Annotated in this window: 22 protein-coding genes; 18 read left to right on the top strand and 4 right to left on the bottom strand. The window is 59.9% G+C overall.

Annotation, left to right across the window (positions count from 1 at the left end; genetic code table 11):
* The first annotated feature begins 35 nt into the window (after positions 1-35).
* The 4 genes from KVG87_RS19725 to purT all read left to right on the top strand — a co-directional run bounded on the left by KVG87_RS19725 (position 36) and on the right by purT (position 2,676).
* Positions 36-560 (top strand): gamma carbonic anhydrase family protein, encoded by a 525-nt coding sequence (locus tag KVG87_RS19725; RefSeq protein WP_016771546.1) that lies wholly within the window; start codon positions 36-38, stop codon positions 558-560.
* The gene (locus KVG87_RS19720) at positions 557-772 is read left to right on the top strand and encodes a DUF1289 domain-containing protein (RefSeq protein ID WP_039759143.1); all 216 of its coding nucleotides are present in this window, start codon (positions 557-559) and stop codon (positions 770-772) included. The genes KVG87_RS19725 and KVG87_RS19720 overlap by 4 nt, the downstream gene beginning before the upstream one ends.
* Before the next feature lie 154 nt (positions 773-926).
* Positions 927-1,394 carry a VUT family protein gene (locus KVG87_RS19715; protein WP_016771544.1) on the top strand — a complete coding sequence of 156 codons (468 nt, stop codon included), beginning with the start codon at positions 927-929 and terminating at the stop codon, positions 1,392-1,394.
* 100 nt (positions 1,395-1,494) lie between these two features.
* Positions 1,495-2,676 carry a formate-dependent phosphoribosylglycinamide formyltransferase gene (gene purT / locus KVG87_RS19710; RefSeq protein WP_217852189.1) on the top strand — a complete coding sequence of 394 codons (1,182 nt, stop codon included), beginning with the start codon at positions 1,495-1,497 and terminating at the stop codon, positions 2,674-2,676.
* A gap of 98 nt (positions 2,677-2,774) precedes the next feature.
* Here the strand turns inward: purT and KVG87_RS19705 are convergent, their stop codons facing one another.
* The 3 genes from KVG87_RS19705 to KVG87_RS19695 all read right to left on the bottom strand — a co-directional run bounded on the left by KVG87_RS19705 (position 2,775) and on the right by KVG87_RS19695 (position 6,390).
* A complete protein-coding gene (locus KVG87_RS19705) occupies positions 2,775-4,091 on the bottom strand; it encodes an MFS transporter (RefSeq protein WP_076566027.1) in 1,317 nt (438 codons plus the stop codon).
* A gap of 232 nt (positions 4,092-4,323) precedes the next feature.
* Positions 4,324-5,565: a CNNM domain-containing protein gene (locus tag KVG87_RS19700; protein WP_217852187.1), complete on the bottom strand. Its 1,242-nt coding sequence runs from the start codon at positions 5,563-5,565 to the stop codon at positions 4,324-4,326.
* Positions 5,566-5,577: 12 nt separating this feature from the next.
* Positions 5,578-6,390, bottom strand: coding sequence for a cytochrome C assembly family protein (locus KVG87_RS19695; RefSeq protein WP_016771539.1), 813 nt, complete (start codon positions 6,388-6,390; stop codon positions 5,578-5,580).
* 210 nt (positions 6,391-6,600) lie between these two features.
* Here KVG87_RS19695 and ffh point away from each other — a divergent pair, with 210 nt between their 5' ends.
* The 12 genes from ffh (at position 6,601) to KVG87_RS19635 (ending at position 17,768) form a co-directional block, all read left to right on the top strand.
* Positions 6,601-7,977, top strand: a complete 1,377-nt coding sequence (ffh, locus tag KVG87_RS19690; protein ID WP_007967791.1) for a signal recognition particle protein — start codon at positions 6,601-6,603, stop codon at positions 7,975-7,977.
* Positions 7,978-8,226: 249 nt separating this feature from the next.
* A complete protein-coding gene (gene rpsP, locus KVG87_RS19685) occupies positions 8,227-8,478 on the top strand; it encodes a 30S ribosomal protein S16 (RefSeq protein ID WP_003185073.1) in 252 nt (83 codons plus the stop codon).
* A gap of 5 nt (positions 8,479-8,483) precedes the next feature.
* Entirely contained in the window at positions 8,484-9,020 is a 537-nt protein-coding gene (gene rimM / locus KVG87_RS19680; protein WP_016771538.1) for a ribosome maturation factor RimM, read from the top strand.
* Between the two features lie 2 nt (positions 9,021-9,022).
* Positions 9,023-9,775 carry a tRNA (guanosine(37)-N1)-methyltransferase TrmD gene (gene trmD, locus KVG87_RS19675; RefSeq protein WP_038860625.1) on the top strand — a complete coding sequence of 251 codons (753 nt, stop codon included), beginning with the start codon at positions 9,023-9,025 and terminating at the stop codon, positions 9,773-9,775.
* A 45-nt stretch (positions 9,776-9,820) separates the two neighbouring features.
* Complete coding sequence (gene rplS, locus KVG87_RS19670; RefSeq protein WP_003175895.1) at positions 9,821-10,171, top strand: 50S ribosomal protein L19; 351 nt, start codon at positions 9,821-9,823, stop codon at positions 10,169-10,171.
* A 187-nt stretch (positions 10,172-10,358) separates the two neighbouring features.
* The gene (gene xerD / locus KVG87_RS19665; RefSeq protein ID WP_016771535.1) at positions 10,359-11,255 is read left to right on the top strand and encodes a site-specific tyrosine recombinase XerD; all 897 of its coding nucleotides are present in this window, start codon (positions 10,359-10,361) and stop codon (positions 11,253-11,255) included.
* A 366-nt stretch (positions 11,256-11,621) separates the two neighbouring features.
* The gene (gene dsbC / locus KVG87_RS19660; RefSeq protein ID WP_016771534.1) at positions 11,622-12,353 is read left to right on the top strand and encodes a bifunctional protein-disulfide isomerase/oxidoreductase DsbC; all 732 of its coding nucleotides are present in this window, start codon (positions 11,622-11,624) and stop codon (positions 12,351-12,353) included.
* Between the two features lie 131 nt (positions 12,354-12,484).
* Positions 12,485-13,789 carry a homoserine dehydrogenase gene (locus KVG87_RS19655; RefSeq protein WP_024011722.1) on the top strand — a complete coding sequence of 435 codons (1,305 nt, stop codon included), beginning with the start codon at positions 12,485-12,487 and terminating at the stop codon, positions 13,787-13,789.
* A 106-nt stretch (positions 13,790-13,895) separates the two neighbouring features.
* Positions 13,896-15,305 (top strand): threonine synthase, encoded by a 1,410-nt coding sequence (gene thrC / locus KVG87_RS19650; RefSeq protein ID WP_024011723.1) that lies wholly within the window; start codon positions 13,896-13,898, stop codon positions 15,303-15,305.
* A gap of 120 nt (positions 15,306-15,425) precedes the next feature.
* Positions 15,426-16,799 carry a transporter substrate-binding domain-containing protein gene (locus KVG87_RS19645; RefSeq protein WP_217852185.1) on the top strand — a complete coding sequence of 458 codons (1,374 nt, stop codon included), beginning with the start codon at positions 15,426-15,428 and terminating at the stop codon, positions 16,797-16,799.
* A gap of 117 nt (positions 16,800-16,916) precedes the next feature.
* Positions 16,917-17,324 (top strand): response regulator, encoded by a 408-nt coding sequence (locus KVG87_RS19640; protein WP_041478191.1) that lies wholly within the window; start codon positions 16,917-16,919, stop codon positions 17,322-17,324.
* 162 nt (positions 17,325-17,486) lie between these two features.
* Positions 17,487-17,768 carry a DUF3509 domain-containing protein gene (locus KVG87_RS19635; protein ID WP_016771530.1) on the top strand — a complete coding sequence of 94 codons (282 nt, stop codon included), beginning with the start codon at positions 17,487-17,489 and terminating at the stop codon, positions 17,766-17,768.
* 220 nt (positions 17,769-17,988) lie between these two features.
* On the opposite strand, the gene KVG87_RS19630 is transcribed toward KVG87_RS19635, so the two are convergent.
* On the bottom strand, positions 17,989-19,188 hold the full coding sequence (locus KVG87_RS19630; RefSeq protein ID WP_076566037.1) for a CaiB/BaiF CoA transferase family protein: 1,200 nt from the start codon (positions 19,186-19,188) through the stop codon (positions 17,989-17,991).
* Positions 19,189-19,334: 146 nt separating this feature from the next.
* On the opposite strand from KVG87_RS19630, the gene KVG87_RS19625 reads away from it, so the two are divergent.
* A complete protein-coding gene (locus tag KVG87_RS19625) occupies positions 19,335-19,877 on the top strand; it encodes a YaeQ family protein (RefSeq protein WP_007908961.1) in 543 nt (180 codons plus the stop codon).
* 54 nt (positions 19,878-19,931) lie between these two features.
* A complete protein-coding gene (gene recJ / locus KVG87_RS19620) occupies positions 19,932-21,641 on the top strand; it encodes a single-stranded-DNA-specific exonuclease RecJ (RefSeq protein WP_016771527.1) in 1,710 nt (569 codons plus the stop codon).
* The last annotated feature ends 18 nt before the right edge of the window (positions 21,642-21,659 follow it).

The raw sequence follows: 21,659 nt of genomic DNA, 5'->3' as shown, positions 1-21,659 counted from the left end.
TCGTTCGAACGGCCGTGAGCCCTGAGGAAAACAAGATGAAATACCGCCTGGGCGACGCCCGTGTCGAAACCCATCCACAGAGCTGGGTCGCGCCCAATGCCGTGCTGGTGGGCAAGGTTCGCCTGGAAGAGGGCGCCAACGTCTGGTTCAACGCCGTATTGCGCGGCGACAACGAACTGATCCTCATCGGCAAGAACAGCAACGTGCAGGACGGCACGGTGATGCACACCGACATGGGCTATCCACTGACCATCGGTACCGGCGTGACCATCGGCCACAACGCGATGCTCCACGGCTGCACGGTCGGCGATTACAGCCTGATCGGTATCAACGCGGTGATTCTCAATGGCGCGAAGATCGGCAAGAACTGCATCATCGGCGCCAATTCCCTGATCGGCGAAGGCAAGGAAATTCCCGACGGTTCGCTGGTGATGGGCTCGCCGGGCAAGGTCGTGCGTGAACTGACCGAGGCGCAAAAGAAGATGCTCGAAGCCAGCGCCGCGCACTATGTGCATAACTCGCAGCGTTACGCCCGCGATCTGGTCGAGCAGGAACAATGACGACTGTTGAACGACCCGTCGCCTCGCCGTGCGTGAATATTTGCGCGCTGGATGAAGATGACGTTTGTACCGGATGCCAGCGCACGGTCGCGGAGATCACTCGCTGGGGCCGCATGAACAATGACGAGCGCCGCGTGGTGCTGGGGTTGTGTCATGAACGGGCGAAGGCGAGTGGATTGGTCTGGATGATTCCCGCGAAGTCAGGCGTCTGAACCACCGCTTTCGCGAGCAGGCTCGCTCCCACCTTGAAAATGCGTTCCACTGTGGGAGCGAGCCTGCTCGCGAAGACGTCGGTCCTGTCACCGCACCTATTGGCGCAATACCAGCGCTCAAGTAACCTGTGCGCCACATTTACAGGCCGCCCCCATGATCTTCCTCATCGCCTACATCAGCAGCGTCGTGCTGATCAACTTCGCCTTTTCCACCGCACCGCACCTGGACATCATCTGGTCGGCCTGGGGCGGGCTGGTGTTCGTGCTGCGCGACATGGTGCAAACGCGCTTCGGTCACGGCGCGATCGTGGCGATGCTGGCGGCGCTGGTGCTTTCCTACATCACGTCCGACCCTTCCATCGCGCTGGCCAGCGCCACGGCGTTCGCGGTCTCCGAGTGCATCGATTGGCTGGTGTTCAGCATCACCAAGCGGCCATTGCGCGACCGTTTATGGATCAGTTCGGCGCTGAGCATTCCGCTGGATACCTTCATCTTTTTCGGCATGATCGACGCATTGACGCCGCCGGTGATCATCACCGCGTTGGCCTCGAAGTTCGCCGGCGTCACCGCCGTCTGGCTGATCATGGCCTGGCGTGATCGCAAACAGGCTGTCGCCAGCTGAAGCCAAACCCTCGGGTTCATGTAAAATGCCGCGCTTTCTCCCCATGGAAAGCGCACTTGCGTGGCTTTCCTCGATGATCCGCTTCCTTTGAGGACCTGAGATGACCCGTATCGGAACTCCATTGTCGCCAACCGCGACCCGCGTATTGCTGTGTGGCTGTGGTGAGTTGGGCAAGGAAGTGGTAATCGAACTGCAGCGCCTGGGCGTTGAAGTGATTGCCGTCGACCGCTACGCCAACGCGCCGGCCATGCAAGTCGCCCATCGCAGCCACGTGATCAACATGCTCGACGGCGCCGCCCTGCGTGCAGTGATCGAAGCCGAGAAGCCGCACTTCATCGTGCCGGAAATCGAAGCCATCGCCACCGCCACGCTGGTCGAGCTGGAAGCCGAAGGCTTCACCGTGATTCCGACCGCGCGTGCGGCGCAGTTGACCATGAACCGCGAAGGCATCCGTCGTCTGGCTGCCGAAGAGCTGGACCTGCCGACCTCGCCGTACCACTTTGCCGACACCTTCGAGGACTACAGCAAAGCCGTTCAGGACCTGGGTTTCCCCTGCGTGGTCAAGCCGGTAATGAGTTCGTCGGGCAAGGGTCAGAGCCTGCTGCGCAGCGCCGATGATGTGCAAAAAGCCTGGGATTACGCGCAAGAGGGCGGTCGCGCCGGCAAAGGTCGGGTGATCATCGAAGGCTTCATCGATTTCGATTACGAAATCACCCTGCTGACCGTGCGCCACATTGGCGGCACCACGTTCTGCGCACCGGTCGGTCACCGTCAGGAGAAGGGCGACTATCAGGAATCCTGGCAGCCGCAGGCCATGAGCCCGATTGCTCTGGCTGAATCCGAGCGCGTTGCCAAAGCTGTGACGGAAGCGCTGGGTGGCCGTGGTCTGTTCGGCGTCGAGCTGTTCATCAAAGGTGATCAGGTGTGGTTCAGCGAAGTCTCGCCACGGCCGCATGACACCGGTCTGGTCACGCTGATTTCTCAGGACCTGTCGCAATTCGCCCTGCATGCCCGCGCCATTCTCGGTCTGCCGGTACCGCTGATCCGTCAGTTCGGCCCGTCGGCGTCGGCAGTGATTCTGGTTGAAGGCCAGTCGACCCAGACTGCATTCGCCAATCTGGGCGCTGCGCTGAGCGAGCCGGACACCGCGCTGCGTCTGTTCGGCAAGCCGGAAGTAAACGGCCAGCGCCGCATGGGCGTGGCGCTGGCGCGGGATGAGTCGATCGAGGCTGCTCGCGGCAAAGCGACCCGTGCGTCGCAGGCGGTTGTTGTCGAGCTGTAAACCGGGTCGCGGCAGCTATTCGCGAGCAGGCTCGCCCCCACATTTGGAATGCATTTTCCTGTGGGAGCGAGCCTGCTCGCGAAGCTCTTGATCTTCTGTCAGGCAACCTGATTCAGATCGTTATTGCGCGTCTCCTTCAAGCACAACACCGCAATCAGACTCAACACCGCTGCCGCCGACACATACCCGCCGACATAGCTCAACCCGCCCATCGCCACCAGTTTCTGCGCAAAGAACGGCGCCGCCGAGGCCCCGACGATGCCGCCCAGGTTGTACGCCGCTGAAGCGCCGGTATAACGCACGTGGGTCGGAAACAGCTCAGGCAACAGCGCGCCCATCGGTGCGAATGTCACGCCCATCAAAAACAACTCGATGCACAGAAACAGCGCCACGCCCCAGGTCGAGCCCTGCGTCAGCAACGGTTCCATCAGGAATCCGGACAGAATCGCCAGCACGCCACCGATGATCAGCACCGGTTTGCGCCCGTAACGGTCGCTGGCCCAAGCGGATAATGGCGTCGCTGCAGCCATGAACAACACGGCAAAGCACAGCAGGCCGAGGAACGTTTCGCGGCTATAACCCAGCGTGGCCACGCCGTAGCTCAGGGAAAACACCGTCGATATATAGAACAGCGCATAGCACACCACCATCGCCGCCGCACCGAGCAGGGTCGGCGCCCAGTATTGGCTGAACAACTCCACCAGCGGCACTTTCACTCGCTCGTGACGGGCGATCGCATTGGCGAACACTGGCGTTTCATGCAGCTTGAGGCGCACATACAGGCCGACCATCACCAGCGCCGCGCTGAGCAGAAACGGAATGCGCCAGCCCCAGCTGCGAAACTGTTCATCATCCAGCGTCATCGCCAGGGTCAGGAACAGACCGTTGGCCGCAAGAAAACCAATCGATGGGCCGAGCTGCGGGAACATGCCGAACCACGCGCGCTTGCCCTTCGGCGCGTTCTCCGTAGCCAGCAGCGCCGCACCGCCCCATTCGCCGCCCAGGCCCAGGCCCTGACCGAAACGCAGCACGCACAGCAGAATCGGCGCCCAGGCACCAATGCTGTCGTAGCCCGGCAACACGCCAATCAAGGTGGTGCACACGCCCATCAACAGCAGCGAGGCGACCAGCGTCGACTTGCGCCCGATGCGGTCGCCGAAGTGGCCAAACAGTGCCGAACCCAGTGGTCGGGCGAGGAAGGCAATGCCGAAAGTGAGAAAAGCGGAAAGCATCTGCGCCGTGCCGGAGGTCTGCGGAAAGAACACCGGCCCGATCACCAGCGCCGCAGCAGTGGCATAAACGTAGAAGTCGTAGAACTCGATGGCGGTGCCGATGAAGCTTGCCGTGGCCACGCGGGTGGCGGAATTGGTCGGCTGGGCAGGCGCGGTTTCGCTGTAAGCGGTATGGGTCGTCATGCGGTGATCCCTGACAGTCATGAGCTCCAGTGGAGCGAATTATTATGGTCGAACACCCAGGGATGTGGGGTAGGGCGCGAGCGCTGTTTCGAGTAGGAACAGTCGTCGGTTTGCAGCGGAAACAGTCAGGATCCGGGCAGTGCCGGGTAGGCACAGGGATCGACGGCGCTTGGGTAAGCGCCTCGATTATAGGAAGGGGGCTAACGATCAAACAAGCGCAAACAATGCAGCTTTATCGAGCAGGCATCAGAGCAGGCACCGATGAGGTCAGCCAGATCAACACCTTGCTCACCCGGTTCTCCTCGGTCTCGAGGATTTCCAGTCGATAACGCCCGATCTTCAGGCACACCGCGCTTTCCGGAATGGTTTCCAGCGCTTCGGTGACCAGGCCGTTCAGGGTCTTCGGCCCGTCGCTCGGCAGGTGCCAGCCCAGGCACTTGTTCAGGTCGCGGATCGATGCTGCACCATCGATCACCATACGCCCGTCGGCCTGGGGATGGATGTGCGGGTTGTCGAGGCTGTGCTCGCTTTCGAATTCGCCGACGATTTCTTCGAGAATGTCTTCAAGCGTGACGATGCCCAGCACTTCGCCGTATTCATCGACGACCATGCCGAGACGGCGTTGCTGTTTGTGGAAGTTCAGCAGTTGCAGTTGCAGCGGCGTGCTTTCCGGGACGAAGTAGGGCTCGTAGCTGGCGGCCAGCAGTGCCTCGCGGGTCAATCCACCGTTGCTCAGCAAATGGCCGATCTGGCGGGTGTTGAGCACCGCTTCTACCTGATTGATGTCACTGTGAAACACCGGCAGACGCGTGCGCTTGTTCTCGCGCAGTTGCTCGATGATCTCTTCGATCGAATCGTCGAGGTTGATGCCGTCGACGTCACTGCGCGGCACCAGAATGTCGTTGACCGTGATGTTGTCCAGCGCATGAATGCCCGACACCGGGTGGGCGCGGACCGGATGTTCGGGATCATCATCGTGATCGGCCGGCAACTCGTCCTCGCTCTGTTGCACCACCTGAGCCTTGCGCGTGAACGGGGTCATCAACAAAGCGCTGACCCGGCTGAACAGCCACGCGAACGGGTAGACGATTTTCATCGGCACGGTCAGCAGGGCATTGCCGAACGCCAGCACGGCGTCGGGATAGCGCCGGGCCACGGTGCGTGGGAAATAATCGGCGAACACCAGCAGGATGGCACCGGCGCCAAGGCAGGCCGCCCACGGGCCATTTTCTTCGCAGAGAAAAATCGCCAGCAGCGTCGCGATGATCACCGCGAGAGCGCGGCACAGGGTATTGCAGAGGATCAGGCTGTCGAGCGGGAAGCTCAGCTTCGCCAGCGGTTTATCGCTGGCGCGCGAAGCGATACGTTGCGCGAGCAGGTGCTGCTGCGCGATTTCGACGGCGGTAAACAGCCCTGACCATAAGATCAGCAGGACAAATACCGCGAGCATCGGCCCTATGGGCAAACCGTCCATTTATGCCGCCCGTCAGATGTGCAGAATGTATTCACGAACCAGTTTGCTGCCGAAGTACGCCAGCATCAGCAGGCAGAAACCGGCGAGGGTCCAGCGAATCGCCTTGTGGCCGCGCCAGCCCAGTCGGTTGCGACCCCACAACAGCACGCTGAAGACGATCCACGCCAGACAGGCCAGCAGGGTCTTGTGCACCAGATGCTGGGCAAACAGGTTCTCGACGAACAGCCAGCCGGAAATCAGCGACAGCGACAGCAGCGTCCAGCCGGCCCAGAGAAAGCCGAACAGCAGGCTTTCCATGGTTTGCAGGGGCGGGAAGTTCTTGATCAGCCCGGACGGGTGCTTGTGCTTGAGCTGATGGTCCTGAACCAGCAGCAGCAACGCCTGGAACACGGCGATGGTGAACATGCCGTAGGCGAGGATCGACAATAGAATGTGCGCGAGGATGCCCGGCTCTTCATCGATGATCTGCACTGTGCCGGTCGGCGCGAACTGCGCCAGCAATACCGTGATCGCGCCCAGGGGGAACAACAGCACCAGCAGGTTTTCCACCGGGATCCGCGAACAGGCCAGCAGAGTCAGGGCAATCACCGCAGCGGCAATCAGGCTGGACGCGCTGAAGAAGTCCAGGCCGAGGCCGATCGGGGTCAACAGATGGGTGAGCAGGCTGGCGCCGTGGGCGAGCACGGCGAATACGCCGAGGCTGACCAGCAGGCGCTTGTTCGCCTTGGCGCCGGTGGCCAGGCGGGTACTTTGATAGACGGTCGCAGCGGCATAGAGCAGGGCGGCGGCGAGGGTGGTCAGCAAACTGGGTGACAAGGGGAGCATAAATCCTGTTAGGCGAGCCCGAAAGGCGCTGAGTTTGGCATAGAACCGCCACGGCACGAAAGACTCCGCAAGCTGACGGCGAGGTGTCCGCCGGCCGCAGTCTTCGCTATAATCCGCGACCTGCCCACGCCGCAGGCTCGCCGAGCACATGTTGATTCCGGTCTGGGCCGCCATTATCCCGGTTCGTACAGGGCCTGAAAGGATCGCGCAATGTTTGAAAACTTAACCGACCGTCTCTCGCAGACGCTGCGCCATGTCACCGGCAAGGCCAAGCTGACCGAGGACAATATCAAAGACACCCTGCGTGAAGTGCGCATGGCGTTGCTCGAAGCTGACGTCGCATTGCCGGTGGTCAAGGACTTCGTCAATTCGGTCAAGGAGCGCGCTGTCGGCACCGAGGTGTCGCGCAGCCTGACGCCGGGCCAGGCGTTCGTGAAGATCGTCCAGGCCGAACTCGAAAGCCTGATGGGCGCGGCCAACGAAGACCTCAACCTGAGTGCCGTTCCGCCAGCCGTGATTCTGATGGCCGGTTTGCAGGGCGCGGGTAAAACCACCACTGCCGGTAAGCTGGCGCGCTTCCTTAAAGAGCGCAAGAAGAAGTCGGTCATGGTCGTGTCTGCGGACATTTACCGTCCGGCCGCGATCAAGCAGCTGGAAACCCTGGCCAACGACATCGGCGTGACGTTCTTCCCGTCCGACCTGAGCCAGAAGCCGGTCGACATCGCCAATGCGGCTATTAAAGAAGCCAAACTGAAATTCATCGACGTGGTCATCGTCGACACCGCCGGTCGTCTGCACATCGACGAAGAGATGATGGGCGAGATCAAGGCGCTGCACGCTGCGATCAACCCGGTTGAAACCCTGTTCGTGGTCGACGCCATGACCGGTCAGGACGCCGCCAACACGGCCAAGGCCTTCGGCGATGCGCTGCCGCTGACCGGTGTGATCCTGACCAAGGTCGACGGCGACGCCCGTGGCGGTGCCGCGCTGTCGGTGCGCGCCATCACCGGCAAGCCGATCAAGTTCATCGGTATGGGCGAGAAGAGCGAAGCGCTCGATCCGTTCCACCCTGAGCGTATCGCCTCGCGGATTCTTGGCATGGGCGACGTGCTCAGCCTGATCGAACAGGCTGAAGCGACCCTCGACAAGGACAAGGCCGACAAACTGGCCAAGAAGCTGAAAAAGGGCAAGGGCTTCGACCTCGAAGACTTCCGCGATCAGCTGCAACAGATGAAGAACATGGGCGGCCTCGGCGGCCTCATGGACAAACTGCCGAGCATCGGTGGCGTCAACCTGTCGCAGATGGGCAATGCCCAGAACGCCGCAGAGAAGCAATTCAAGCAGATGGAAGCCATCATCAATTCCATGACCCCGGCCGAGCGCCGCGACCCTGAGCTGATCAGCGGTTCGCGCAAGCGCCGGATCGCCATGGGTTCCGGCACGCAGGTGCAGGACATCGGCCGCTTGATCAAGCAGCACAAGCAGATGCAGAAGATGATGAAGAAATTCACCGCCAAGGGCGGTATGGCAAAAATGATGCGCGGCATGGGCGGTATGTTGCCCGGCGGCGGCATGCCGAAAATGTAAAGACTTCGCCGGTCGTCGCACCGGCGCAGACCCTGCAAGGACGCAGGATCAACAGCAAACCCGCACTCGGCGGGAGCTGACTGGCCGTTTTTATCGACGGCTCTCTATGCAAATCTGCACGGCATGCCATGGGCGCCGGAAAAAGTCATTTGCAAAAGTCCGGATATTCCTTAGAATATGCGGCCTTTCGGGCACCCATGCCCGCTGTGCATTTAGATTTGCAGCACCGACTACAGGAACGATGTTCACATGCTAACAATCCGTCTTGCCCTTGGCGGCTCCAAAAAGCGCCCGTTTTACCACCTGACCGTAACCGACTCGCGTAACCCGCGTGACGGCTCCCACAAAGAACAGGTTGGTTTCTTCAACCCTGTTGCCCGTGGTCAGGAAATCCGTCTGTCCGTGAACCAAGAGCGCGTTGCCTACTGGCTGAGCGTTGGTGCACAACCTTCTGAGCGCGTTGCTCAGTTGTTGAAGGAATCTGCCAAGGCTGCGGCCTGAGCAATATGAACGCGACGCCAGCCCCTGCCGATGATTTGATCGTTATTGGCAAAATTTATTCTGTTCATGGCGTTCGCGGCGAAGTGAAGGTTTATTCCTTTACTGATCCGACTGAAAACCTGTTGCAGTACAAAACCTGGACGCTCAAGCGCGAAGGCAATGTCAAACAGGTCGAGCTGGTCAGTGGACGCGGGAGCGACAAGTTCCTGGTCGCCAAGCTCAAGGGTCTCGATGATCGTGAAGAAGCTCGTCTTCTGGCCGGTTATGAGATCTGCGTGCCGCGCAACCTGTTCGCTGAATTGACCGAAGGCGAGTACTACTGGTACCAGCTGGAAGGTCTGAAGGTCATCGACACCCTTGGTCAACTGCTCGGGAAAATCGATCATCTTCTGGAAACCGGCGCCAATGATGTAATGGTCGTCAAGCCTTGCGCTGGCAGCCTGGATGATCGCGAACGCCTGTTGCCCTATACGGAGCAATGCGTGTTGGCCGTCGACCTGGAAGCGGGCGAGATGAAGGTGGATTGGGACGCGGACTTCTGAACGTGGCTAACTTGCGCGTAGAAGTGATCAGTTTGTTTCCCGAGATGTTTTCCGCCATTGGCGATTACGGCATCACCAGTCGTGCGGTCAAACAGGGGCTCTTGCAGCTGACCTGTTGGAATCCGCGAGATTACACGACGGATCGGCATCACACTGTGGACGATCGCCCGTTTGGCGGTGGTCCGGGCATGGTGATGAAGATCAAGCCCCTGGAAGATGCGCTGGCTCAGGCCAAGGCAGCAGCCGGGGAGGCGGCGAAGGTGATTTACCTGTCCCCCCAAGGCCGTCAACTGACTCAGTCGGCGGTACGCGAGCTGGCACAATCGGATGCATTGATCCTGATTGCCGGCCGCTACGAAGGCATTGACGAGCGCTTTATTGAGGCTCATGTCGATGAAGAGTGGTCGATTGGCGACTATGTACTGTCTGGCGGCGAGCTGCCAGCCATGGTCCTGATCGATGCGGTTACACGACTGCTGCCTGGAGCTTTAGGGCATGCGGATTCCGCTGAGGAAGATTCCTTTACGGATGGTCTGCTGGATTGCCCGCACTACACCCGACCGGAGGTGTATGCGGATCAGCGTGTTCCCGACGTGTTGCTGAGTGGCAATCACGCGCATATCCGGCGTTGGCGTTTACAGCAGTCCCTTGGTCGGACCTATGAACGACGCGCCGATCTTCTGGAAAGCCGCTCGCTTTCTGGAGAAGAGAAGAAGCTGCTCGAGGAATACATCCGCGAGCGGGACGATAGTTAACAACGTATCGATGGTAGATCGAACGATTTACCTTAGGAGCACAGCATGACCAACAAAATCATCCTTGCACTCGAAGCAGAGCAGATGACCAAAGAAATCCCTACCTTCGCCCCAGGCGACACTATTGTCGTTCAGGTGAAAGTGAAGGAAGGCGATCGTTCCCGTCTGCAAGCGTTCGAAGGCGTTGTAATCGCCAAGCGTAACCGCGGCGTGAACAGTGCGTTCACCGTTCGTAAAATCTCCAACGGTGTTGGCGTAGAACGTACTTTCCAGACCTACTCCCCGCAGATCGACAGCATGGCTGTTAAACGTCGCGGTGACGTACGTAAAGCCAAGCTGTACTACCTGCGCGACCTGTCGGGTAAAGCAGCCCGCATCAAGGAAAAACTGGCTTAAGCCCAGCTTCCGATGCAGAAAAAAGCAGCCTACGGGCTGCTTTTTTGTTGCCTGCGATTTACCGGATCAATCTGACACGCCTCATTCAATGAAGCTGCCTGTTTCTTGATCTGGCCTGCTATGAAAGACTAGCGCGCCTTTATTCTCTATTTGCACGCAGCTTGAAAAAGTCCTGCCCTGAGCACCCATGCCTGCCATCGACCATCCGCTGATTGATCAATTCCTCGACGCTTTATGGCTGGAGAAAGGCCTGTCCGACAACACCCGCGACGCCTATCGCAGCGACCTCGCGCTGTTCAACGGCTGGTTGCAGGAGAAAAATCTCGAACTGATCAATGCCGGCCGCGAGTTGATCCTCGATCACTTGGCGTGGCGGCTGGAGCAAAACTACAAGCCGCGCTCCACCGCGAGATTTCTCTCCGGGGTGCGTGGTTTTTATCGCTATCTGCTGCGGGAAAAGCTGATCAGCGTCGACCCGACGTTGCGTGTTGACATGCCGCAACTGGGCCGGCCGTTGCCCAAATCGCTGTCGGAAGCCGATGTCGAAGCGCTGCTCAAGGCGCCGGACCTGAGTGACGCCATCGGCCAGCGTGACCGCGCGATGCTGGAAGTGCTGTATGCCTGTGGCTTGCGCGTGACCGAGCTGATCAGCCTGACGCTGGAGCAGGTCAACCTGCGCCAGGGCGTATTGCGGGTGATGGGCAAGGGCAGCAAGGAGCGTCTGGTGCCGATGGGCGAGGAGGCGATTGTCTGGGTCGAGCGCTATATGCGTGATGGTCGTGGCGAGTTGCTCGGTGGCCGCCCCAGCGATGTGCTGTTCCCCAGCCAGCGCGGCGAGCAGATGACCCGGCAGACGTTCTGGCATCGGATCAAGCATCAGGCCAAGGTCGCCGGGATCAGCAAATCGCTGTCGCCGCACACCTTGCGTCACGCGTTCGCCACGCACCTGCTCAACCACGGCGCGGACTTGCGCGTGGTGCAGATGCTGCTCGGGCACAGCGACCTGTCTACGACGCAGATCTATACCCACGTCGCCCGCGCCCGCTTGCAGGACTTGCATGCCAAGCACCACCCACGCGGCTGACACATCCCATAATGTTGAAATATTGACCTGTGGCGAGGGGATTTATCCCCGTTCGGCTGCGTAGCAGTCGCAAACCCGGCTGGCTCGATTTTGACTGAAAGATCGCGGTGGATGGTTCAGGGCTGCTTCGCAACCCATCGGGAATAAATCCCCTCGCCACAATGATGTGTGTCAGCCACATGCGGTTGTGGGTCAGTTGTACAAGCATGAAGGTGTGTCAGTTGCACATGAGTGTGTGGCGACAGGCGCATTCGGCCCTCGCGGCCTTATGTGTTAGGCTTTGCCGGTTTGCACGATGGACGGTTATGACCCGGTGTTTCGCACGGGCGTTCTGACCGTTTCATTGGCCCGCCCTCAGGAGTACTCATGCGTCTGACCCAGATTTTCGCCGCCGCCGCCATTGCGTTGGTGAGCACCTTTGCCGTCGCCGACGACGCGGCTGACAAAGCCATTCGTCAAAGCCTGGAAAAACTCGAACTCGAGGTTCCGGTCGAAAGCATCAGTGCCAGCCCGTTGCCTGGCATGTACGAAGTCAAACTCAAAGGCAGCCGCGTGCTGTACGCCAGTGCCGATGGCCAGTACATCGTGCAGGGCAATCTGTACCAGCTCGCGAATGGCAAACCGGTCAACCTGACCGAGAAGACCGAACGCCTGGGCATTTCCAAACTGATCAATGCCATCCCGGTGGCCGAAACCGTGGTCTACCCGGCCGTGGGCGAGACCAAATCGCACATCACCGTGTTCACTGACACCACTTGCCCGTACTGCCACAAACTGCACGCCGAAGTGCCGGAGCTGAACAAGCGCGGCATTGAAGTGCGCTACGTGGCGTTCCCGCGCCAGGGCCTGAATTCGCCGGGTGACGAGCAGCTGCAAGCAGTGTGGTGCTCGAAAGACAAGAAAGCCGCCATGGACAAAATGGTCGATGGCAAGGAAATCAAAGCCGCCAAGTGCGATAACCCGGTTTCCAAACAGTTCGCGCTCGGTCAGTCGATCGGCGTGAACGGTACACCGGCCATCGTTTTGGCCGACGGCCAGGTCATTCCGGGCTACCAGCCGGCGCCACAAGTCGCCAAACTGGCGCTGGGCGCGAAGTAATTCGCATCGTCACGGGCAACCGTTGACGATCGTGGTCCGGCAGCTACAGCGCCGGGCCATCAACAGAGAGCCGCGAGCACGCGGCTGTTTTCCGGCCGACCCTGTGTCGGCCGTTTCATGGGGAGTTCACAGTGAATCCGGTCAAAGTAGGCATCTGTGGGTTAGGGACCGTCGGTGGCGGTACCTTCAACGTACTTCAGCGCAACGCCGAGGAAATTGCTCGTCGTGCCGGGCGTGGAATCGAAGTGGCACAAATTGCCACGCGCACGCCAAAGCCTCAGTTCCAGACGACCGGTATTGCGATTACCAACGATGTCTTCGAAGTGGCCACGAACCCTGAGATCGACATCGTCATAGAGCTGATGGGCGGCTACACCGTTGCCCGCGAGCTGGTACTCAAGGCCATCGAGAATGGCAAGCATGTGGTCACCGCGAACAAGGCGCTGATAGCCGTTCACGGTAATGAGATTTTCGCCAAGGCACGCGAGAAAGGCGTGATCGTGGCATTCGAAGCGGCCGTGGCCGGTGGCATTCCGGTGATCAAGGCGATCCGCGAAGGCCTGTCCGCCAACCGCATCAACTGGGTTGCCGGGATCATCAACGGCACCGGCAACTTCATCCTCACCGAAATGCGCGAGAAGGGCCGTACGTTTGAAGACGTGCTCGCCGAAGCGCAGGCGCTGGGTTACGCCGAAGCCGACCCGACCTTCGACGTCGAAGGCATCGATGCCGCGCACAAGCTGACCATTCTGGCGTCTATCGCCTTCGGTATTCCGCTGCAATTCGACAAGGCGTACACCGAAGGCATCACCAAACTGACCACTGCCGACGTCAACTACGCCGAAGCGCTGGGCTATCGCATCAAGCACTTGGGTGTGGCGCGCAGCACTGATGCCGGCATCGAGTTGCGTGTGCATCCGACGCTGATTCCGGCCGATCGCCTGATCGCCAACGTCAATGGCGTGATGAACGCAGTGATGGTCAACGGCGACGCCGCCGGTTCGACGCTGTTCTATGGCGCCGGCGCTGGCATGGAGCCGACCGCTTCGTCGGTGATCGCCGATCTGGTCGACGTGGTTCGCGCGATGACTTCCGACCCGGAAAACCGTGTGCCGCACCTGGCCTTCCAGCCGGACTCGCTGTCGGCGCATCCGATCCTGCCGATCGAAGCCTGCGAAAGCGCTTACTACCTGCGAATCCACGCCAAGGACCACCCGGGCGTACTGGCTCAGGTGGCGAGCATCCTGTCGGAGCGCGGCATCAATATCGAATCGATCATGCAGAAGGAAGTCGAAGAGCATGACGGCCTGGTGCCGATGATCCTGCTGACCCACCGTGTGGTCGAGCAGCGCATCAACGATGCGATCACCGCGCTGGAAGCACTGGCTGGCGTTGACGGCCCGGTTGTACGGATCCGCGTCGAACATTTGAACTAAAAGCAGCGGCAAGCTTCGAGCTGCAAGCGGCAAGAGAGAAGCAGTCTGGCTTTTACTTGCGACTTGCAGCTTGCAGCTTGCAGCTCAAACCGAAGGTTTGAAAAAAATGCGATATATCAGCACTCGCGGCCAGGCCCCGGCCCTGAATTTCGAAGAGGTCCTGCTGGCCGGTCTGGCGACCGATGGCGGTCTGTACGTGCCGGAAAACCTGCCACGTTTTACTCAGGAAGAGATCGCTTCCTGGGCTGGCCTGCCGTATCACGAACTGGCCTTCCGGGTGATGCGCCCGTTTGTCACCGGCAGCATCCCGGATGCCGATTTCAAGAAGATCCTCGAAGAAACCTACGGTGTGTTCGCCCACAGCGCCGTTGCGCCACTGCGTCAGTTGAACGGTAATGAATGGGTGCTTGAGCTGTTCCACGGCCCAACCCTGGCGTTCAAGGATTTCGCCCTGCAACTGCTCGGTCGTCTGCTCGACTACGTGCTGGAAAAGCGCGGCGAGCGCGTGGTGATTGTCGGTGCCACCTCTGGAGACACCGGTTCTGCGGCCATCGAAGGCTGCAAGCACTGTGAAAACGTCGACATCTTCATCCTGCACCCGCATCAGCGTGTATCGGAAGTGCAGCGTCGGCAGATGACAACGATCTTCGGCGAGAACATCCACAACATCGCCATCGAAGGCAACTTCGATGACTGCCAGGAAATGGTCAAGAACAGCTTCGCCGACCAGAGCTTCCTCAAAGGCACGCGTCTGGTGGCGGTGAACTCGATCAACTGGGCGCGGATCATGGCCCAGATCGTTTACTACTTCCATGCTTCCCTGCAGTTGGGCGGTCCGGCGCGTTCGGTGTCGTTCTCGGTGCCGACCGGCAACTTCGGCGACATCTTCGCAGGCTACCTGGCGCGCAACATGGGCCTGCCGATCAATCAGTTGATCGTGGCGACCAACCGCAACGACATCCTGCACCGCTTCATGAGCGGCAACCAGTACGTCAAGGAAACCCTGCACGCGACGCTGTCGCCGTCGATGGACATCATGGTGTCGTCGAACTTCGAGCGCCTGCTGTTCGACCTGCACGGGCGTAACGGTGCGGCGATTGCCGGCCTGATGGACTCGTTCAAAAAGGACGGCAGTTTCAGCGTCGAGCAAGAGCGCTGGACCGAAGCACGCAAGCTGTTCGATTCGCTGGCGGTGGACGATGCGCAGACCTGCGAAACCATCGCCGACGTCTACGAGCAAACCGGTGAAGTCCTCGACCCGCACACTGCCATCGGTGTGAAAGCTGCGCGCGAATGCCGTCGCAGTCTGGATATCCCGATGGTGATTCTGGGCACTGCCCATCCGGTCAAGTTTCCTGAGGCAGTGGAGAAAGCGGGTGTAGGAAAAGCGCTCGAACTACCTGCACATCTTTCTGATTTGTTTGAGCGAAACGAGCGTTGCACGGTTCTGCCAAACGACCTGAAAGCCGTGCAAGCCTTTGTCAGCCAGCATGGCAACCGCGGCAAGCCACTCTAAGCCAGTAAAAGCTGTCACATTTTGAAGCCCGTCTCCTGACGGGCTTTTTTGTTTCTGCTGCCACACTGCTCGGGTTTTCACCCACGAAGGACGGGTGAGTCGATCACGAAGGAAATGGCAATGCTGTTTTACAGAGGTTTGAAACCGGCACTGGGCTGGTTGTTTTTGTTGGCGGTGCTGGGATGGATGCACAGCGGCGTGGCAGCGCAGATGGCACTCGATCAGGCCAATGCGTCGGGCAATGTGCCGGCTGTCGAGCTGGATGCGCACGAGCGGCAATGGATCCGCGACAACCCCAGAGTAACGGTGGCATCGGTGCAATATCCGCTGTACCTGTTTCAGGACGAACACGGCCAGTGGAGCGGTCTGAACAACGATGTGCTCAAGCGGGTCAGCGCAATGACCGGACTGCAATTCGAGCACCAGGAATCGTTCTCTACCGACCATATGCTCGATCGCCTGCAAAGCGGGGTCGCGGACATCAGTACGACGTTGGCCATGAGCGATGAACGCAAGGCGTTTCTCGATTTCAGTCATGCTTTCGGAGGGGCTGGCTGGGTGTTTGTCGGACATGCCAATGCCCCGAGGGTGGAGTCTTTCGAGCAACTGGCGAAGCGCGTTCTGGTGCTGCCCGCCCGGCATGCCCTGGAGGATGCGATTCGGCGCGATTATCCGTCGATTGAAATACGCTCGGTGAAAACCTACGCCGAAGCGCGGGCGCTGGTCGAGAGTGGGGAAGCCTACGCAACCATCGAAAACGAAATCGGCGCGCAGCTCTATCCGTTGGGCATGCTCAAGGTCGGTGCCCTGGTAGAGGGCAAGTGGGAAGCCGATCATCTGGCTGTACGAAAAGGCATGCCGCAACTACTGAGTATTCTTAACAAGGCGCTGGAAGCTTTCCCTGCTGCGGAGTTGCGGGCGATTCGTCTCAAGTGGCTGGCAGGCGTTTCGCCGCCGCCCGTGCCCTCCGTGTGGAAGCGCGTGGTCGAGTGGGCATGCTGGGCGATGGGGGGAATCGGCGTTTTCGGAATGCTGTCGCTGGTGTGGAACCGGCGCCTGGCGGCCGTGATCAAGCTGCGCTGCGCGGCGGAAAAGGAGTTGGGCGATCAACTGGCCTTTCAGCACGCCCTGATCGATTCGATGCCGGATCCGGTGTTTGTCCGTGATCTGCACGGGCGTTTGATCATCTGCAATCGCAGTTACGAGGAAGCGCTGTCGGTGCGCCAGGACCAGATGCAGGGACGCTTGCTGATCGAAGTCGATGCGTTTCCGGAAACCACCGCGCGGATGCTCCACGACGAATTCATCGCCCAGTTGCAAACCCGCAAGTCGCGCTTCAGCAAACGTCAACTGCTGTTCAAGGGCGGGCCTCGCGAGGTTTATCAGTGGACCGTGCCGTTTTACAGCGGCGACGGCAAATTGCGCGGCTTGTTGGGCGGCTGGACCGACATCACCCAGCGTCGGACCGAGAGCGGGTGCCGCTGTCTGCAGTAAAGAAGGGAAATGTCCTGCAAGACGCGGCTACTTTTCTGATGGGAGGCTTAAGACGCCTGCCCTAGAGTGAACGACACCTGCGGTGAGAGTCCGCGATGATCGCTCCAGAGGTCGCCCATGCGCTCGCTTAAAGTCCTGATTCTTGAACCCAACCCGTTCCAGCTGATGGCATTGCATCAAATGCTCAATGCCATCGGCATCTACGACGTATTGACCGCGCCTTCGCTGGCGTCAGCCCTGTCTTCACTGGGGCATCGCGGTGCGGTCGATATCGCCATTTGCGATCCGCAGCTCAAAGGTGGCGATGGGTTGGCATTGATTCATCACCTGGCGGCGCACCATGAGGCGCGTGCCCTGATTCTGCTGGGCTCGGTCGCGCAGAGTTTGTTGAGTGACCTGGAGCCGGTGCTTCGTCAACAACGCCTGCGCCTGCTGGGGCGTCTGCAGACACCGGTTTCGGCGGTGTTGATGCGAGGTCTGCTGGACAGTTATCTGATCACTGCGCAGGCACTCATCGAGGCCTGATACCGGCGAATATTTTTCTGTCATCTTCGCCATGCATGCTCTGTCAGACACGGTCCTGCAAGGTCGGAACGTGACAGGCAGAACTTTCTTCTCGGGCCGGTGGTCATTTAATGTGAACACGCCCCAGGCACTGTGTTTTCGGACTATTGAGTGGAGATCGAGATGGAAAGTATCAGTCTATTGCTCGGTGAGGCTCTGAGCCCGTATCAGGTGACGCTGACCCCTCGCGGCAGCCATGGTGAATGTCTGGTGACGCTGAAGAACAGCAGCGGCGCCATTGTGGTGGAACGCGAATTCAATCAGGCCCAGTTGAGCGACAAGCGCTTGCTGACCGACGTGGTGGACGGCCTGCACCGTGACGTGATGATCGCCGAAGGGCGGCTGGAACCCTGCGTCATTGCGGCGTTGCGCAATGCAGCTCTGGACAAGCGTCCGGCCCTGTAAAGATGAAATATTTTTTGTGGGAACCTTCCTGCATCCCTGTCAGTCAGACCCCATAACAGCAGGATCAAGCATTGTGCTCCGGTGCTTGTCGCTTGCTGCTACGGGTCTCGAAGCAGACCCCGTTTAACCCCGAGTCGTCTCCCCACTTCTCGGGGTTTCTTTTGCCCGGCGTTTGCCCTGTGCACAGCTTTTTGCTCGAAAACCAAACCTCCAGCGTTGCTCAAATGGCCCCGTCTTCGCGCAGCCGAGCGATTTGCGCCGCGTCGTAGCCCAGATCGCCAAGCACCTGCGCATTGTGTTCGCCAAGCTGCGGTCCGACCCATTCGGACGAGCCCGGCGTTTCCGACAGCTTCGGCACGATGCCGGGCATCTTGAAATCCTTGCCGTCCGGCAGCTTGGCATGCAGGAACATCTCCCGCGCCAAGTATTGCGGATCGTTGAACATGTCCTCGGCGCTGAAGATCCGGCTGACCGGTACGTCGGCCTGATTGAGCAAGTCGAGAACGATCTGCAGCGGTAAGGAATTGACCCAGCGATCAATCACGCCATACAACTCGTCCCGGCGACTGTCACGCCCGTCGTTACTGGCCAGCAGAGGGTCGTTGGCAAGATCTGCGCGGCCAATCACAAGCATGAAGCGTTTGAAGATCGCATCACCATTGGCGCCGATCTGCACATGTTTGCCGTCGGCACTGGTGTGGATCGAAGATGGCGTGATGCCCGGCATAATGTTACCGCTGCGCTCGCGGATGAAACCGAAGACGTCGAACTCCGGCACCATGCTTTCCATCATCGCGAAGATAGCTTCATAAAGCGCAACGTCGACCACTTGGCCCAGTCCGCCATTGACTTCGCGATGACGCAGCGCCATCAGCGCACCAATCACGCCCCACAGCGCGGCAATCGAATCACCGATGGAAATCCCGGTACGCACCGGTGGCCGGTCTTCGAAACCGGTGATGTACCGCAGGCCGCCCATGGATTCGCCGACCGCGCCGAAGCCGGGCTGATCTTTCATCGGCCCGGTCTGACCGAAACCGGATAGGCGCACCATCACCAGTTTCGGGTTCAGGGCGTGCAGGGTTTCCCAGCTCAGACCGAGTTTTTCCAGTACGCCGGGGCGAAAATTCTCGATGAGGATGTCGGCTTCGCCAAGCAGCTGTTTCAGGATCGCCAAGCCGTCGGGGTGTTTCAGATTGAGGGTCAGCGACTTCTTGTTGCGCGCCTGGACAAACCACCACAACGAGGTGCCTTCGTACAACTTGCGCCATTTGCGCAGGGGATCGCCGCCGTCCGGCGATTCGATCTTGATCACTTCGGCGCCGAATTCGCCGCAAATGCGCGAGGCAAACGGCCCGGCGATCAACGTACCCAATTCAATGACTTTCAGACCCGAGAGCGGTTTGCTGGTGAACGGCATGCGAAATCCTGTAGGACAAGGCTGAGCGGATACAGGGTTTTAACATAGCCGGCTGTCAGACGCCGCAGCTTGATTGCCATCAATTCGATGATTGCCTGTGGCATCGGTTAGACTTGCCGACTTTCCTCGTATCAAGAAGCCCGTTCATGGCCCAGCCGTCCACAACCTACAAATTCGAACTGAACCTCACCGACCTCGATCGCAGCGTCTACGAGAGCGTCAAGCAGACCATCGCCCGTCATCCTTCGGAGACCGAAGAACGCATGACTGTGCGGCTGCTGGCCTACGCGCTCTGGTACAACGAGCAGCTGTCGTTCGGCCGTGGTCTGTCAGACGTGGATGAACCGGCCTTGTGGGAAAAGAGCCTGGACGACCGTGTCCTGCACTGGATCGAAGTCGGCCAGCCGGATGCCGATCGCCTGACCTGGTGCTCGCGCCGCACCGAACGCACCAGCCTGCTGGCCTACGGCAGCCTGCGTGTGTGGGAAACCAAGGTGATCCCGGCGATCAAGAACCTGAAAAACGTCAATATCGCCGCCGTCCCGCAGGAAGTGCTGGAGACCCTGGCCAAGGACATGCCGCGCGTCATCAAGTGGGACGTGATGATCAGCGAAGGCACGATCTTCGTCACCGACGATCGCGGTCAGCACGAAGTCCAGTTGCAATGGCTGCAAGGTGAGCGCGGCTGAGGTCGCGACACCGCTGATATTTCCCACGAATCAAAGAGAAGCCTCCGTCGCCCCATGCGTATCGAACCTCGTCAACTGCCTGCCACGCTGCCTTTCCTTGGTGATCTGCCGCCACTGCTGACCCGCCTGTACGCGGCGCGGGGCGTGCAGTCGGAGGCGGAGCTGGACAAGAGTCTGGCGCGCTTGATCCCGTTCCAGCAGCTCAAAGGCATCGATGCGGCAGTTGACCTGCTGGTGACGGCATTGGAGCAACGCCAGCGCATTTTGATCGTCGGCGACTTCGATGCGGACGGCGCCACCGCCAGCACCGTCGGTGTCCTCGGCCTGCGCCTGCTTGGCGCGGCGCATGTCGATTATCTGGTGCCGAACCGTTTCGAATACGGCTATGGCCTGACGCCGGAAATCGTTGAAGTAGCGCTGACCCGTGAACCGCAGTTATTGATCACCGTCGACAATGGTATTTCCAGTGTCGAAGGCGTCGCGGCGGCCAAGCGCGCCGGACTGAAGGTGTTGATCACCGACCACCACTTGCCCGGCGATGAACTGCCGCAGGCTGATGCGCTGGTCAATCCGAATCAGCCGGGCTGCGAATTTCCGAGCAAAGCGCTGGCCGGCGTCGGGGTGATCTTTTACGTACTCATGGCGTTGCGCGCGCGTCTGCGCAGCCTCGGCTGGTACGAGAGCAAGCCACAACCGAACATCGGCGAACTGCTCGATCTGGTGGCGCTGGGCAGCGTCGCCGACGTGGTGCCGCTGGATGCCAACAACCGCATTCTCGTGCATCAAGGGCTGGAGCGGATTCGCGCCGGCCGGGCACGGCCGGGGATCAAGGCGATTCTCGAAGTCGCCAAGCGAGAGGCTGCGCGGATCACTTCCACCGACCTGGGTTTCATCGTCGGCCCGCGCCTGAACGCCGCCGGGCGTCTGGACGACATGAGCCTGGGCATCGAATGCCTGCTCACTGCCGACGCCAATCTGGCGCGGGAGATGGCTGCGCAACTGGACGGTATGAACCAGGATCGCAAATCCATCGAGCAGGGCATGCAGCGTGAAGCGCTGGCGCAGCTCAAGGATCTGCCAGTCGAATCGATGCCGTTTGGTCTGTGCCTGTTCGACCCGGAGTGGCACCAGGGCGTGATCGGCATTCTCGCTTCGCGCATGAAAGAGCGCTATTTCCGCCCGACCATTGCCTTCGCCGATGCCGGTGATGGTCTGCTCAAGGGCTCCGGTCGCTCGGTGCAGGGCTTCCATATTCGCGATGCGCTGAGCGTGGTCGCAGCGCAGCATCCGAACCTGATCGCCAAATATGGTGGTCATGCGATGGCCGCTGGTCTGACCTTGCCCCAGGAGAATTTTCCGTTGTTTGCCGAGGCTTTCGACGCTGAAGTGCGTAGGCAACTTCGCGAAGAAGACCTCACCGGGCGCATGTTGTCGGACGGCACGCTGGCCGTCGAAGAATTCCACCTCGAACTGGCCCGCGCCTTGCGCCACGCCGGGCCGTGGGGGCAGCATTTTCCCGAGCCGCTGTTTCACGGTGTGTTTCAACTGGTCGAGCAGCGCGTGGTTGGCGAACGGCATTTGAAAGTGGTGCTGAAAAGCGAATGCGGCTCGGTGAAACTCGATGGCATCGCGTTTGGCATTGATCGCGATGTGTGGCCGAACCCGACGATTCAATGGGTTGAACTGGCTTACAAGCTCGACGTTAACGAGTTTCGTGGCAACGAGACTGTGCAGCTGATGATTGCTCATATCGAACCGCGTTAAGCCATTCGCGAGCAGGCT

Origin of the sequence: Pseudomonas siliginis (assembly GCF_019145195.1) — a bacterium.
In the GTDB taxonomy this organism is placed as follows: Bacteria; Pseudomonadota; Gammaproteobacteria; order Pseudomonadales; family Pseudomonadaceae; genus Aquipseudomonas; species Aquipseudomonas siliginis.
The sequence above is the reverse complement of the archived record's forward strand: the minus strand, read 5'-3'. Positions and strand labels throughout refer to the sequence as shown.